Here is a 17,237-nt window from a genome sequence, read left to right as displayed (position 1 = left end):
ACAGCGCGGAAGGAGGGGCGCGCCGCCCCCTCCCGGTCAGGAGAACCAGCGGGCGACGTCACCGGTCTGCCCGACGATGGTGATGCTCACCCCCGGACGCAGGTCGAGCACGGTGCTGCCGTTCACCACCCGCGCCGACGCGATCACGGCCCGAAGGTCGAGCGAGGGGTCGAACAACGCCAGCCGGTCGGTGCCCGGCGTGAAGTCCATCACCATGGACCCGCCGGAGGCACTGCCGAAGGCGAAGACGTCCGCTCCGGCACCGCCCCACACCGTGTCGGCCCCCTGGTCGAGGAACAGGAGATCGTCGCCCGCCCCGCCGGACATCACGTCGTCGCCGGCCCCGCCGAACAGCGTGTCGTTGCCGTCCTCGCCGAACAGCGTGTCGTTGCCCGCCCCGCCATCGGCCAGATCGTTGCCCGTCCCGAGCGACAGGATGTCGTCGCCGGCCCCACCGAACAACGTGTCGTTGCCTTCCTCGCCGAACAGCGTGTCGTTGCCCGCCCCGCCGTCGGCCAGATCGTTGCCCGTCCCGAGCGACAGGATGTCGTCGCCGTCCTCGCCAAACAGCGTGTCGTCGCCGTCGCCGCCGAAGAGGGTGTCGTTGCCGGTGCCGCCGAACAGGGCGTCGTTGCCGCCTTCGCCGATCAGGATGTCGTTGCCGGCACCGCCGCCCATCGTGTCGTTGCCGGCCCCGCCGCCCATCGTGTCGTTGTCGGCGCCGCCGTCCATCAGGTCGTCGCCGTCGCCGCCGTGCATCAGGTCGTCGCCGTCGTCGCCATACAGCGTGTCGTTGCCGAGCGTGCTGGCCACCGTGTCGTTGCCGCCGCCGCCCGACAGGAGATCGTCGCCGGGGCCGAGGATGATCGACTGGCTGCTGGCGTCGCCATACACCACTTGGTTGCCCTCGCCGCCGACCAGCGTCGCCGAACCGATCACCGCGACGAAGGACACCCTGTCGAGCTGGACGGTCAGCGGTCCCGCGGCCCCGGTCGTGTCGATGACCAGGGCAGTCGGCATGGAGGAGCCCACCGCGGCACCGGTGACCCTGACCGCCGCCCCCGGCGTGGCCGGCGCGGTGAAGGCGAGCGTGCGCAGCAGCAGGGAAGCCTGCTGCGACAGCGTGCCCAGGTACCGGAGGCCGCCGCTGGAAAGGTCCGACCGCGAGGTCGATCCCGCCGTCGTGCGCGCCTCGATCGCGCGGATCAGGTCGGCCTGCGCCAGGGTTGCCCCCTCGCGGTCCGCCGGGCCGCTCGCCGTCACGCCGACTCCGGTCGGCAGACCGACCTGCAGCGTGGTCATCAGCGTTGCCTGTCCGCTGGTGGGATCGGTCACCGTCTCCCGGACCAGCGGCACGTCGGCCAGCGCGGCGTTCGGGCTGCCAGGGTCCTCCACGCGGCCGACGGCGGGCGCCTGGATCACCACCGTGCTGAAGGACCTTCCGTTGACCTGCGACGCGAGCGTCTGGACCTTGGTGCCGTCCACCACCGCTCCGGCCGCCTTCGCCGCGGTCGCCGTCCCGGCCGCCGAGACGTTGCCCGCCGCGTCGGTCAGCGTGACCGCCAGGGACAGCGTCCCGTCGAACAGGCCGGACACGTCGATGCCGCCGACCGTGCCGCCCGGCCCGGTGAGCGTTCCGGTCCCCGTCAGCGGATCGCCGCCCCCCGATGAGGTCAGTGTCCAGCGGTAGGCCGTCCCGCTCTCCCCGCCGGACAGGACGAACCCGACGTTGGTTTGCCGGGCCTGGTCGATGGACGCGTCGTTGAAGACCACCGAGGGCGTCGTCGGAGCGACGGTGTCGATGGACACCGACCGGGCGCCGGACAGCGGACCGGTGTTGCCGGCCGCGTCGGTCGCCCGCGCGGTGAAGCTATGGCCGCCGTCCGAGAGCGGCGTCGCGCTGAGGTCGACGACCCAGGCGCCTTGCGCGTCGGCGGTGACGGTCGCCACCTCCGTCCCGCCGTCGGACAGGGCGACGCGGCTGTTGGCTTCCGCCGTGCCCCGCACGAACAGCCGGTTGCGGTTGGTGACGGTCACCGGCTGCGCGCCGGCGGAGTCGATGCTCACGGCGGTGATGGTCGGGCTGGCCGGCGGCGTGACGTCCACCATCGGCAGGGTCAGCGTGCCGGTGGCCGGCGTGGTGACCCCGTCGCTGACGGTCACCGCGACCGTCGCGGTGGCGGCGGTGCCGCCGGTGATCCGCAGGGCGGCCAGCGTCGCGTTCACGTCGGCGACCGATCCGCTGATGGTCATCGTGCCGTTGCCCGCCGTCGCGACGCTCGCCTGCCCCGCCGCCGTGGCTCCCAGGATCGCCTGGGACGGGGTCAGGGTCACCGTGATCGACGGGCTGTCCGGATCGGTGACCTGGATGCCCGCCAGCGCCGTGTCGAGGCCCTGGTCCAGCGTGATCGGTTGCGGCAGGGTGAGCGTCGGGGCGACCAGGACCACCGGATCAGTGATGGTCACCGCGATGGTCGCCTCGGCGTCGGTCGTCAGCGTGCCGAGGTCGCTGGTCGTCACCCGGATCGTCCCGGCGGTCTGGCCCGCGGTGCCGGTGAAGGTCAGGGTGGCCAACGTCGCCGTGATGTCGGCCTGGGTGCCGAGCAGGCGCCAGACGCCCGCCGACGGCTGGGTCAGGGTCACCCCGCCCTGCGCCGTCAGAGCCAGCGCGCCGTTGGTGGGCGTCAGCGTGACCTGGAGGGTCGGGCTGTCATAGTCGCTGACCGACAGGCCGCTCACCGCCGTCGCCACGCCGGACACCACCGACAGGCTGGCGGGCGCGCTGTGCTCCGGCGAGGACAGCACGCCGATGACCAGCAGGCTGTCCGCATCGGGGGTCAGCGGCTGGTCGTCGGAGGATTCGAAGCGGATCGACGCGCTGGTGACGTTGCGCGACGCGGTGAACTCAAGCTGCTGCAGCGTGCGGTTCACGTCCTCCAGCGAGCCGGTGAGCCGGACCTTGCCGTTGCCGAGGTCGCTCGTCGTGGCCGAGCCGAAGAGCGGCAGGGTGAGCGTGCCGTTGGTCGGAGTCAGCACGACGGTCATCGTGCCGCCGTCGATGTCGGTGATCTCCAGCCCCAGCACCTCGGTCGAGCGGCCGGCGACGATGGTCGGGCTGCTCGGCAGCACGTTGGCCGGCGCCGACTGGACGGCGATGGCGAGCGTGCCCGAAGCGTCCGGCGTCGACGGATCGCCGTCGGCCACCATCACCGCGATGCTGGCCGCCGTGTGCCCGCCGGCCCCGGTGAAGACCAGCGAGGCCAGCGTCGTGTTGACGTCGGCCACGCTGCCGCTGATCGTCACGGTGCCGTCGCCGGCCGTGCTGATGGCGGCAGGCCCGGCGAGGCCGAGGCTGCCGTTGCCGGGCGTCAGGATCACCGTCACCGTGGCGCTGTCGCCGTCCATCACCGACAGGCCGGCGATGGCCGCCGCCGTTCCCGCCACCACCGTCGGGGCGGTGGGCAGGGTCAGCGTCGGATCGATCGGGTCCTCGTTGCGGATGGTCCCGGACGCCGACGCCGTTTCGATCGCGGTCGCCGTGACGGACGGGTTGGACAGGGTGACGGTGAAGGTCTCGTCCGGCTCGATGTCGGTGTCGCCCGACACCAGGATGGTGATGGTCTTCGTCGTTTCGCCGTCGGTGAAGGAGACCGTGCCCGACGGCAGGGTTCCGCCGAAATCGGCGGCGTCGAGCGTGGCGCCGCCCGGCCCGTCGCTGGCCGCGACCGCCCAGGCCACCGTCAGGGCGCCGCTGGCGCTGCCGGCGCGGGTGACGGTGAAGGTGAAGGCGGTGGTTCCGCTGTCTCCTTCCCGCTTGTCGGCATCGGTCGCCGCGATGGCGAGGCGCGACGGAATGACCACGGCCACCTGGGCCGCGCTGATCTGCTGTTGCAGGTTGGTGCCGGTGAAGGCGGCGACCGCACCCGACACGTCGCCGGCGGCGGTGCCGTTGCGCAGCTCGTCCGCCGCCGTGCCCTGGGCCACCACCTGGGCCTGGGCCATCTGGGTCAGCCCGTCGACGCCGCCGCTGTTGGTCGTTCCGGCGGTGATGACGGCGCCGTTCGACGCGGCGATGACGTTGGCGGCGCCGCCCGTCACCGCGGCCAGCCTCACGCTGTCCACGGCCCCGATGCGCGCGCCGGCGGCGGCCAGGATGGCGGCCAGGACCGCAGGATCGGCGAGGTCGATGGTGCCGCCCGCCGGCACGGCCTTGATCGCGTCGGCGATGGCGCCCACCAGCGCCCGCCCGATCACGCCGCTGGCCCGCGGCGCGCCGATCACCACCCCGGCGAGCACGGCGCTGCCCTGGACGATCACGTTGGCGACGCTGGCCGCCGCGGCCTGGGTCTTCAGCGCGGTCGCGATGGCCGCGGCGTCCGCCCCGGCCGTGGTGACCGCGACGATGGGGTCGTAGGCGAGCAGGTCGAGGCCGGCGTCGAGCCCGAGCTTGCTCTTCAGCTCGGTCGCCGCCGCGGCGATCTCGCTGTCCGTCCCGGCGAGCCCCGCCATGCCCATGATGATGGTGGTCAGCGGCGTGATGACCGACGCCGAGCCCGGCGCCTCGTAGACGCCGGTGAAGACCAGGTTGGTCGAGATGTCGATGCCGCCGATCATGACGATGGGGCCGGACCCGCCGGGGATCGACCAGCTCCCCACCGCGTTGGTGGTCCCGAAGGCCTCGCCGTCGTCGAGCTGGCCGTTGGCGTTGGCGTCGGCGAAGACCGTGGCGCCGGCGATGTAACCGTCGATGGCGTGGCCGCCGCGGACATTGACCATGACATGGCTGGTGACCGGCGCCGCGCTGCCGAAGGACAGGCCGGTGACGGTGTTGCCGGCGCTGTCGCGGATCTGCGCGCCGTTCAGGTCGATGGCCCCGGCGACGGCAATGCCGTCGCTGTCCAGATCGTCCGCTCCAACCGCGTAGCGGAACACCAGATTGCCGGAGTCCACGCGCAGGAAGGTGGCGTAGCGGGTCTGGGTTCCGATGGTCAGCGCCAGCCGCGGCGCGCCGCTGCCGGAGACGCTGACCGCGTCGCTGAAGGATACGGTGAAGTCCAGGATGTCGCCGCGCGCCGCCAGATAGCGGCCGGCCGCCGGGCCGCTCACCGCGGTGATGGTCGCGGCGTGGTCGTCGTTGAGGATGGTGCCGATCGCGGTGGCGTTCTCCACCGTGATCTTGGCCTCGGCCACCGTGGTCGAGGGGGAGAAGAGCAGGACCCGGAACCGCTCGTTGGCTTCCACCAGCCGGTCCCCGCTGATCGGAATGGTGATGGTCCTGCTGGTTTCGCCGGCGGCGAAGGTGACGGTGCCGCTGGGCAGCGTGCCGCCGAAGTCGGCGGCGTCCGCGAGGCTGCCGCTCAGGCCGGTCGTGTCGACCTGCCACTTGACCGTGGTGGCGCCCGAGGTGTCGCCCCGCCGGGTGATGGTGTAGGTCAGGCCGGTGGAGCCGCTGTTGCCCTCGGCGATCGACAGGCTGGACGGGGTGAGGCTCAGCCATTGCACCGGCGTCAGGCTGATCGTCACCGCGCGGCCGACCAGGTTGGTCCCGTCGGACACGGCGTAGCTGAAGGACCCCGCCGCCCCGGTCGCGCCGAAGGGCGGCGTGTAGATCACCGCGGCGAGTTGGTCCGGCGTCAACGTGTCGCCGACGCTGAGCGCCGTGCCGTCGTAGCGCTGGAGCGTTCCGACCGTGGGCAGGCCGGTGACCGTGATGGTCAGCGGGTCGCCTTCCGGATCGACCGGCTTGTCGATCGACAGGCCGACGCGGCTGGAATTCTGGTCGATGGCGACGTGCTTGGCCTCCTGCACCGCCGGGGCGGTGTTGACGCCCCGCACGGTGATGGTCAGCGTCGCGGTCGAGGTCGCGCCGGCCTGGTCGGTGACGGTGTAGCTGACCGTCTCCTGCCGGGTCTGGCCGAACAGCAGCGTGCCGTATCCGCCCGCCGGATCGAAGCTGTAGCCACCGTCGGCGTTCAGCGTCAGCCGGCCGCCGCCGGCCAGGGTGATCGCCTGGCCGACGTTGGCGGCGTCGCCGTTCACCGCGCTCACGGTCAGCCGGTCGCCGGCGTCCGGGTCCGTGTCGTTGGCAAGCACGCCGCTCGACGCGATCACCGTGACCGGGGTGAGCCGGTCGGTGTCGCCCGTGTCGTTCACCGCGACCGGCGCGTCGTTGACGTTGGCGACCTGGATGGTCAGCAGGTCCGTGACCGTCGCGCCGGAGGAATCGGTCGCGGTGACGCGCACCGTCCGGGTGCCGACATCGGCATTGCCCGGCGTGCCGGACAGCCGCCCGGTGGCCGCGTCGAAGCTGAGCCAGGCGGGCAGCGCCGAACCGTCACCGCTGGTCGCGCTGAAGGTGAGGCTGTCGCCGGTGTCGGCGTCGGTGAAGGTCCCTGCCGGGATCGTGTAGGAGAAGGCCTGCCCCTGGTCCACGTTGCGGGTGCCGAGCGCCTGGGCCAGAACCGGCGCGTCGTTGACCGACAGGACGCTGATGCTGGTCGTGCTGCTCGTCACCGACGCGCCGTCCGCGTCGGTGACCGTCACGGTGAAGGCGGTAGTCTGCTGAGTGCCCGGGGCGGCCCGGTTGGCCGTCGGCTGGAAATCAAGCAGCCGCAGGGCTGCCTGGGCCGCCGCCGCCGAGCCGGCGGCCAGAGCGTAGGTTCCGGCGGACGACTTCACAAACCCACTGGCGGTGAGGCTGGCGGCGGTGAAGGCGCCGGTGGCGTCTCCGACCGTGCCGCCCGAATCGCGGACTGTGACCACGACCGTCTGGGCTTGCGCGGTCTGGTTGTCGGAAACGGTCAGGCTGGTGAAGGGCTGGAGGCTGGCGGTGTCGTTGGCCGCTTGGCCAGCCATGGCACCGCCGATGACGGGCGCCGTGTTGCCGGACGGAGTCCGGGTGTCGATGGCATAGCCGATCGAGGTCGCCGACGCCGCCGGAGTGTTTCCAGCGGTGTCGCTCCAGCCAGTGGCAACGGTGATACGGCTGTCGGCAGCGAGCGTCTCCGCGCTGGGAGTCAGTGTGGCCGTGTAAACCAACCCATCGCTGCCGGGCAGGACGGACAGGTCCGACAGCGTCCCGTTCTGCGCGGAGACGGCTGACAGGGAAAAGCCGACCGGCGCCTCGCTGAAGGTGAAGGTGACGGTTGCCGTCTCCCCCAAACCGAGCGTCGTCTTGTCCAGCGCGACGGTAACGGACGGCGCTCCGCTGTCGACGGTGACGGTGAGAGCGGAGGAAGCCGTGGAGGTATTGCCGGCCGCATCGGTCACCGTGGCGGTAAGCGTGTGTGCGCCATCGCCCAGCGAGCCTGCCGTGATGCTCCAGGCCCCCGCCGCCGAAGCCGTCACCGTGCCAAGAGCCGCCGCGCCTTCGTACAGCACCACAACGCCAGCCTCGGCCACCGTCCCGGTGACCACCGGAGCCGTCACGTTGGTCAGCGTGTCCGACGTCAAGCCGCTGTTCGAAGCTGTGGACAGAGCAAGACTGGTTGGCGACGACGCGCTGGTGTCGATGGTGACGGTGAGAGCGGAGGAAGCCGTGGAGGTGTTGCCGGCCGCATCGGTCACCGTGGCGGTCAGCGTGTGAGCCCCGTCGCCCAGCGAGCCTGCCGTGATGCTCCAGGCCCCCGCCGCCGAAGCCGTCACCGTGCCAAGAGCCGTCGCGCCTTCGTACAGCACCACAACGCCGGCCTCGGCCACCGTCCCGGTGATCACCGGAGCCGTCACGTTGGTCAGCGTGTCCGACGTCAAGCCGCTGTTCGAGGCGGACTCCAACGCCAAAGCGGAAGGAGCATTGGCGCTGGTATCAATGGTCACGGTGAGAGCGGAGGAGACGGACGACGTGTTGCCGGCCGCATCGGTCACCGTGGCGGTCAGCGTGTGCGCGCCATCGCCCAGCGAGGCCGCCGTGATGCTCCAGGCCCCCGCCGCCGAAGCGGTCACCGTGCCAACAGCCGTCGCGCCTTCGTACAGCACGACCACGCCAGCCTCGGCCACCGTCCCGGTGACCACCGGAGCCGTCACGTTGGTCAGCGTGTCCGACGTCAAGCCGCTGTTCGAAGCTGTGGACAGAGCAAGACTGGTTGGCGACGACGCGCTGGTATCAATGGTCACGGTGAGAGCGGAGGAAGCCGTGGAGGTGTTGCCGGCCGCATCGGTCACCGTGGCGGTCAGCGTGTGAGCCCCGTCGCCCAGCGAGCCTGCCGTGATGCTCCAGGCCCCCGCCGCCGAAGCCGTCACCGTGCCAAGAGCCGTCGCGCCTTCGTACAGAACCACAACGCCGGCCTCGGCCACCGTCCCGGTGATCACCGGAGCCGTCACGTTGGTCAGCGTGTCCGACGTCAAGCCGCTGTTCGAAGCTGTGGACAGAGCAAGACTGGTTGGCGACGACGCGCTGGTGTCGATGGTGAGGGTCAGCGCGGTCGAGCTGGACGACGTGTTGCCGGCGGCGTCGCTCACCGTGGCGGTCAGCGTGTGGGCACCGTCGCCCAGCGAGCCTGCCGTGATGCTCCAGGCCCCCGCCGCCGAAGCCGTCACCGTGCCAAGAGCCGTCGCGCCTTCGTACAGCACCACAACGCCGGCCTCGGCCACCGTCCCGGTGATCACCGGAGCCGTCACGTTGGTCAGCGTGTCCGACGTCAAGCCGCTGTTCGAAGCTGTGGACAGAGCAAGACTGGTTGGCGACGACGCGCTGGTGTCGATGGTGACGGTGAGAGCGGAGGAAGCCGTGGAGGTGTTGCCGGCCGCATCGGTCACCGTGGCGGTCAGCGTGTGAGCCCCGTCGCCCAGCGAGCCTGCCGTGATGCTCCAGGCCCCCGCCGCCGAAGCCGTCACCGTGCCAAGAGCCGCCGCGCCTTCGTACAGCACCACAACGCCAGCCTCGGCCACCGTCCCGGTGACCACCGGAGCCGTCACGTTGGTCAGCGTGTCCGACGTCAAGCCGCTGTTCGAAGCTGTGGACAGAGCAAGACTGGTTGGCGACGACGCGCTGGTGTCGATGGTGACGGTGAGAGCGGAGGAAGCCGTGGAGGTGTTGCCGGCCGCATCGGTCACCGTGGCGGTCAGCGTGTGAGCCCCGTCGCCCAGCGAGCCTGCCGTGATGCTCCAGGCCCCCGCCGCCGAAGCCGTCACCGTGCCAACAGCCGTCGCGCCTTCGTACAGCACCACAACGCCGGCCTCGGCCACGCTGCCGGTGATCACCGGAGCCGTCACGTTGGTCAGCGTGTCCGACGTCAAGCCGCTGTTCGAGGCGGACTCCAACGCCAAAGCGGAAGGAGCATTGGCGCTGGTATCAATGGTCACGGTGAGAGCGGAGGAGACGGACGACGTGTTGCCGGCCGCATCGGTCACCGTGGCGGTCAGCGTGTGCGCGCCATCGCCCAGCGAGGCCGCCGTGATGCTCCAGGCCCCCGCCGCCGAAGCGGTCACCGTGCCAAGAGCCGTCGCGCCTTCGTACAGAACCACAACGCCAGCCTCGGCCACCGTCCCGGTGACCACCGGAGCCGTCACGTTGGTCAGCGTGTCCGACGTCAAGCCGCTGTTCGAAGCTGTGGACAGAGCAAGACTGGTTGGCGACGACGCGCTGGTGTCGATGGTGACGGTGAGAGCGGAGGAAGCCGTGGAGGTGTTGCCGGCCGCATCGGTCACCGTGGCGGTCAGCGTGTGAGCCCCGTCGCCCAGCGAGCCTGCCGTGATGCTCCAGGCCCCCGCCGCCGAAGCCGTCACCGTGCCAAGAGCCGTCGCGCCTTCGTACAGAACCACAACGCCGGCCTCGGCCACCGTCCCGGTGATCACCGGAGCCGTCACGTTGGTCAGCGTGTCCGACGTCAAGCCGCTGTTCGAAGCTGTGGACAGAGCAAGACTGGTTGGCGACGACGCGCTGGTGTCGATGGTGAGGGTCAGCGCGGTCGAGCTGGACGACGTGTTGCCGGCGGCGTCGCTCACCGTGGCGGTCAGCGTGTGGGCACCGTCGCCCAGCGAGCCTGCCGTGATGCTCCAGGCCCCCGCCGCCGAAGCCGTCACCGTGCCAAGAGCCGCCGCGCCTTCGTACAGCACCACAACGCCAGCCTCGGCCACCGTCCCGGTGACCACCGGAGCCGTCACGTTGGTCAGCGTGTCCGACGTCAAGCCGCTGTTCGAAGCTGTGGACAGAGCAAGACTGGTTGGCGACGACGCGCTGGTATCAATGGTCACGGTGAGAGCGGAGGAAGCCGTGGAGGTGTTGCCGGCCGCATCGGTCACCGTGGCGGTCAGCGTGTGAGCCCCGTCGCCCAGCGAGCCTGCCGTGATGCTCCAGGCCCCCGCCGCCGATGCCGTCACCGTGCCAAGAGCCGTCGCGCCTTCGTACAGAACCACAACGCCAGCCTCGGTCACGCTACCGGTGATCACCGGGGTCGTCACGTTGGTCAGCGTGTCCGACGTCAAGCCGCTGTTCGAAGCGGACGCCAACGCCAGGGCGGAAGGAGCATTGGCGCTGGTGTCGATGGTGACGGTGAGAGCGGAGGAGACGGACGACGTGTTGCCGGCCGCATCGGTCACCGTGGCGGTCAGCGTATGAGCCCCGTCGCCCAGCGAGCCTGCCGTGATGCTCCAGGCCCCCGCCGCCGAAGCCGTCACCGTGCCAAGAGCCGCCGCGCCTTCGTACAGCACCACAACGCCAGCCTCGGCCACCGTCCCGGTGACCACCGGAGCCGTCACGTTGGTCAGCGTGTCCGACGTCAAGCCGCTGTTCGAAGCTGTGGACAGAGCAAGACTGGTTGGCGACGACGCGCTGGTGTCGATGGTGACGGTGAGAGCGGAGGAAGCCGTGGAGGTGTTGCCGGCCGCATCGGTCACCGTGGCGGTCAGCGTGTGAGCCCCGTCGCCCAGCGAGCCTGCCGTGATGCTCCAGGCCCCCGCCGCCGAAGCCGTCACCGTGCCAACAGCCGTCGCGCCTTCGTACAGCACCACAACGCCGGCCTCGGCCACGCTGCCGGTGATCACCGGAGCCGTCACGTTGGTCAGCGTGTCCGACGTCAAGCCGCTGTTCGAGGCGGACTCCAACGCCAAAGCGGAAGGAGCATTGGCGCTGGTATCAATGGTCACGGTGAGAGCGGAGGAGACGGACGACGTGTTGCCGGCCGCATCGGTCACCGTGGCGGTCAGCGTGTGCGCGCCATCGCCCAGCGAGGCCGCCGTGATGCTCCAGGCCCCCGCCGCCGAAGCGGTCACCGTGCCAACAGCCGTCGCGCCTTCGTACAGCACGACCACGCCAGCCTCGGCCACCGTCCCGGTGACCACCGGAGCCGTCACGTTGGTCAGCGTGTCCGACGTCAAGCCGCTGTTCGAAGCTGTGGACAGAGCAAGACTGGTTGGCGACGACGCGCTGGTATCAATGGTCACGGTGAGAGCGGAGGAAGCCGTGGAGGTGTTGCCGGCCGCATCGGTCACCGTGGCGGTCAGCGTGTGAGCCCCGTCGCCCAGCGAGCCTGCCGTGATGCTCCAGGCCCCCGCCGCCGAAGCCGTCACCGTGCCAAGAGCCGTCGCGCCTTCGTACAGCACCACAACGCCGGCCTCGGCCACCGTCCCGGTGATCACCGGAGCCGTCACGTTGGTCAGCGTGTCCGACGTCAAGCCGCTGTTCGAAGCTGTGGACAGAGCAAGACTGGTTGGCGACGACGCGCTGGTGTCGATGGTGACGGTGAGAGCGGAGGAAGCCGTGGAGGTGTTGCCGGCCGCATCGGTCACCGTGGCGGTCAGCGTGTGAGCCCCGTCGCCCAGCGAGCCTGCCGTGATGCTCCAGGCCCCCGCCGCCGAAGCCGTCACCGTGCCAAGAGCCGTCGCGCCTTCGTACAGCACCACAACGCCGGCCTCGGCCACCGTCCCGGTGATCACCGGAGCCGTCACGTTGGTCAGCGTGTCCGACGTCAAGCCGCTGTTCGAAGCTGTGGACAGAGCAAGACTGGTTGGCGACGACGCGCTGGTGTCGATGGTGACGGTGAGAGCGGAGGAAGCCGTGGAGGTATTGCCGGCCGCATCGGTCACCGTGGCGGTCAGCGTGTGAGCCCCGTCGCCCAGCGAGCCTGCCGTGATGCTCCAGGCCCCCGCCGCCGAAGCCGTCACCGTGCCAAGAGCCGCCGCGCCTTCGTACAGCACCACAACGCCAGCCTCGGCCACCGTCCCGGTGACCACCGGAGCCGTCACGTTGGTCAGCGTGTCCGACGTCAAGCCGCTGTTCGAAGCTGTGGACAGAGCAAGACTGGTTGGCGACGACGCGCTGGTATCAATGGTCACGGTGAGAGCGGAGGAAGCCGTGGAGGTGTTGCCGGCCGCATCGGTCACCGTGGCGGTCAGCGTATGAGCCCCGTCGCCCAGCGAGCCTGCCGTGATGCTCCAGGCCCCCGCCGCCGAAGCCGTCACCGTGCCAAGAGCCGTCGCGCCTTCGTACAGCACCACAACGCCGGCCTCGGCCACCGTCCCGGTGATCACCGGAGCCGTCACGTTGGTCAGCGTGTCCGACGTCAAGCCGCTGTTCGAAGCTGTGGACAGAGCAAGACTGGTTGGCGACGACGCGCTGGTGTCGATGGTGACGGTGAGAGCGGAGGAAGCCGTGGAGGTGTTGCCGGCCGCATCGGTCACCGTGGCGGTCAGCGTGTGCGCGCCATCGCCCAGCGAGGCCGCCGTGATGCTCCAGGCCCCCGCCGCCGAAGCGGTCACCGTGCCAAGAGCCGTCGCGCCTTCGTACAGAACCACAACGCCAGCCTCGGCCACCGTCCCGGTGACCACCGGAGCCGTCACGTTGGTCAGCGTGTCCGACGTCAAGCCGCTGTTCGAAGCTGTGGACAGAGCAAGACTGGTTGGCGACGACGCGCTGGTGTCGATGGTGACGGTGAGAGCGGAGGAAGCCGTGGAGGTGTTGCCGGCCGCATCGGTCACCGTGGCGGTCAGCGTGTGAGCCCCGTCGCCCAGCGAGCCTGCCGTGATGCTCCAGGCCCCCGCCGCCGAAGCCGTCACCGTGCCAACAGCCGTCGCGCCTTCGTACAGAACCACAACGCCAGCCTCGGTCACGCTACCGGTGATCACCGGGGTCGTCACGTTGGTCAGCGTGTCCGACGTCAAGCCGCTGTTCGAAGCGGACGCCAACGCCAGGGCGGAAGGAGCATTGGCGCTGGTGTCGATGGTGACGGTGAGAGCGGAGGAGACGGACGACGTGTTGCCGGCCGCATCGGTCACCGTGGCGGTCAGCGTATGAGCCCCGTCGCCCAGCGAGCCTGCCGTGATGCTCCAGGCCCCCGCCGCCGATGCCGTCACCGTGCCAAGAGCCGTCGCGCCTTCGTACAGAACCACAACGCCAGCCTCGGTCACGCTACCGGTGATCACCGGGGTCGTCACGTTGGTCAGCGTGTCCGACGTCAAGCCGCTGTTCGAAGCGGACGCCAACGCCAGGGCGGAAGGAGCATTGGCGCTGGTGTCGATGGTGACGGTGAGAGCGGAGGAGACGGACGACGTGTTGCCGGCCGCATCGGTCACCGTGGCGGTCAGCGTATGAGCCCCGTCGCCCAGCGAGCCTGCCGTGATGCTCCAGGCCCCCGCCGCCGAAGCCGTCACCGTGCCAAGAGCCGCCGCGCCTTCGTACAGCACCACAACGCCAGCCTCGGCCACCGTCCCGGTGACCACCGGAGCCGTCACGTTGGTCAGCGTGTCCGACGTCGAACCGCTGTTCGAAGCTGCAGCGAGCGCCAGGGCGGAAGGAGCGTGGGCGCTGGTGTCGATGGTCACGAGGAGCGAACCTGACAATTCGCTCTCGACGCCGGATGAGACCACCGTGGCCGTCAAGGTCCAGGTCCCGTCGGCCAGCGTCGTGCTCGGAACCACCGACCAGTCGCCGGAACCGTTGACGGTTCCCGTCCCGATCTCGACACCGTTCCCGTACAGGCGCACAAGGACGCCGGGGTCGGCGGTTCCCGTCAGCGTAGGCTGGGACGCGTTTGTCACCGCGTCACCGGCCGTTCCGCTGTCCGACGCCGGGCTGAGGACCGGGATGGACGGGCCGACCGGCAGGACGATCAGCGTGTCGGTGCCGTTGAGCGTCAGGGTCTGGAACGGCGTGAAGACGGTCTCGACACCGGAAACGAAGAGCGTCCCATGGTTGCCGGCAGGGGTGAAGGTCACCACGTCGTTGCCGACGCCGCCGATCAGGGTTTGCAGCTCGGTCACGGTGAGCGTGTTGCCCGCACTGTCACCCAGCGTCACCACGTCGAGGCCGGAACCGCCCGTCAGCGTCTCGACGCCGCTCACCAGCAGCGTGTTGCCGGCGCCGCCCAGCGTCACGACGTCGGTGCCGACGCCGCCCGTCAGCGTCTCGAGGCCGCTCACCAGCAGCGTGTTGCCGGCGCTGCCCAGTTCCACCAGGTCGGTGCCGATGCCGCCGACCACCGTCTCGACACCGTCCACCAGCAGCGTGTTGCCGGCGCTGCCCAGTTCCACCAGGTCGGTGCCGGACGTGCCGATCAGCGTCTCGATCCGCCACACCGTGAGCGTGTTGCCGGCACTGTCGCCGAGCGTCACGATGTCGAGGCCGCTGCCGCCCTTGATCGTTTCGACACCGCTTGCCGTCATCACGTTGCCGCCGGTGCCGAACGTCACGACGTCGGTGCCGGAACCGCCGGTCAGCGTCTCCAGCAACCGGACAAACAGCGTGTTGCCGCCGCTGCCCAGCGTCACCACATCTGTGCCGGAGCCGCCAAACAGCGTCTCGACCTCCGACACCTCGATGGTGTTGCCGCCGCTGCCCAGCGTCACAACGTCGGTCGCGGTGCCGCCGGTCAGAGTCTCGATGTGGCTCACCAGGATGGTGCTTCCCCACGTCGTACCGAAGGACACCACGTCGGTGCCGGACCCGCCGGTCAGGGTTTCCAGCCGGGACACCGACATCGTGTTGCCACCGTCACCGAGCGTCACGAACTCCTGGCCGGTGTTGCCGTTCAAAGTCTCGATGCCGCTGACCAGCGCGGTCAACCCGGAGCCGCTGACCGTCAGCACGTCGGTGCCGGTGCCGCCGATCACCGTTTCCAGAGCGCTCACCAGCATGGTGCTGCCGGCTCCGCCCAGCGTCACAACGTCGACGCCGGAGGCGCCGATCAACGATTCCAGAAGGGACACCGTCAGCGTGTTCCCACCCGTGAGCAGCGTCGCCACGTCGGTGCCGACACCGCCGGTCAAGGTCTCGACGCCGCCCACCCGCATCGTGGAGCCGCCGGTGCCCACGGTCACGACGTCGGTGCCGGCCCCGCCGATCACCGTCTCCAACAGCCGGATCGTCAGCGTGTTGCCGCTGCCGCTGAGGGTTACGGCGTCGGCGCCATTGCCGCCGATCAGCGTTTCGACGAGACTCACCGACACGGTGTTGCCGCCGCTGCCCAGCGTCACGAAATCGGCGCCGGCCCCGCCGATCAGCGTCTCGGTCAACCGCACCAACAGCGTGTTGCCGTTGCTGTCGAGGCTCACGATGTCGGCGCCGGTGCCACCGAACAGCGTTTCGACGAGACTCACCGACACGGTGTTGCCGCCGCTGCTCAGAGTCACCACGTCGGTGCCGGTTCCACCCGTCAGCGTTTCGACGCCCCGTATCAGCAACGAAGTGCCGCCGGTGCCCAACGTCACGTTGTCCGTGCCGGAGCCGCCGAGCACCTGCTCGATCAGCCGGACCAGCACCGTGCTGCCGAGACTGCTCGACATCACCACGTCGGTGCCGGTGCCGCCCGTCAGCGTCTCGACGCCGCCCACCAGCACCGTGTTGCCGCCGCTGCCCAGGGTCACGACGTCGTTGCCGACGCCGCCCGTCAGAGTCTCCAGCTTCGACACGGTCAGCGTGTTGCCCGCGCTGTCGCCCAGCGTCACCACGTCGGTGCCGATGCCGCCGGTCAGCGTCTCGACGCCCTCCGCCAGCATCGTGTTACCGCTGCTGCCCAGAATCACCACATCGGTGCCGATGCCGCCGGTCAGCGTCTCGACGCCGCCCACCAGCATCGTGTTGCCGAGCGAGCCCAGCGTCACCACGTCGGTGCCCACACCGCCGAGCAGCGTCTCGACGCCGCTCACCAGAATGGTGTTGCCGCCGCCGGCCAGGATCACCAGGTCGGTGGCGGAGCTGCCGGTCAGCGTCTCGACCCCGGAGACGGTGTAGGTCGCCCCGATCTCGACCAGCGACACCACGTCGATGCCGGTGCCGCCGGTCAGCGTGTTGATCTGCGACAGCGCGATCGTGTTTCCGGCATTGCCCAGCGTCACGACCACCGGGGCGACGTTGCGGAAATACTCCACATCGCCGCCGTCGACGCCGACCACCAGATCAATGTCGCCGTCGCCGTCGAGATCGCCCAGCGCCGGCCGCGGGTACGCTCCGGGGCCGATGGCCCCGTAGGGATTCGTGGCGAGCAACGAAAAGGTCGGCGCCGCCGCCGTGCCGACGTTGACGTAGACGTTGCTCTTGGTGATGAGGTCGACGAGACCGTCCCCGTTGATGTCCGCCAGCGCGGGCGACGCGTAGCCATCGATGTTGCGGGTCAGGCCGAAGGGATTGGTTCCTGCCAGCGTGAAGGTCGGCAACAGGGTCGTGCCGGTGTTACGGTAAAGAAGAATGTCCCCGCTCGAATTGCCGATCAGCAGATCGAGAGCGCCGTCGCCGTCCAGATCGGCGAAGCTCGGCGCCCCATAGCTGCCGGCGTTCTGGATGCCGAACGGATTGGTGCCTTCCAGCGAGAAGGTCGGCGTCTGCGCTGAGGTCCCGTTGTTGCGGAAGAACAGGGTGGTGCCGGCGTGGTTGCCGATGAACAGGTCGAGATCGCCGTCGCCGTCGATGTCGACGAAGGAGGGAAGCGCGCCGCCCTGGCTGACGTTGGTGATCCCGAACGGGTTGGTGCTGTCCAGCGTGAAGGTCGGCGACAGGGTCGTGCCGGTGTTCCGGAAGAAGAGCGTGTTGCCGTCCGCGTTGCCGACCAGGACGTCGAGATCGCCGTCACCATCAAGGTCGACCAGCACCGGAGCGGCCTCGCTTCCGGTGTCGGAGAGGCCGAAGCTGTTGGTGCCGATCATAGTGAAGGTTGGATTCGCCACGGTGCTTCAGCCCTCACGTCAACGCAGCCGGCCCGGACACCGGTCTTAGTTCGATCAATGAACTATCAAGAGCTAATTAATGGTATATAAAATGCCTCCAAAACGCGTTACCGGATAGTAACAGTGGCGTTTGCGCGCCTGAATCC

1 protein-coding gene is annotated in these 17,237 nt (G+C 69.8%); it reads right to left on the bottom strand.

Translation table 11 applies throughout. The annotated features are described in order from the left end of the window. Positions 1-36: 36 nt before the first annotated feature. Positions 37-17,070: an Ig-like domain-containing protein gene (locus tag ACWPN5_RS25130; RefSeq protein ID WP_492298714.1), complete on the bottom strand. Its 17,034-nt coding sequence runs from the start codon at positions 17,068-17,070 to the stop codon at positions 37-39. Positions 17,071-17,237 lie beyond the last annotated feature (167 nt).

Source organism: Azospirillum sp. UENF 211521, assembly GCF_058780535.1.
Note: the sequence above shows the minus strand (reverse complement) of the source record. Positions and strands in the feature narration are given on the sequence as shown.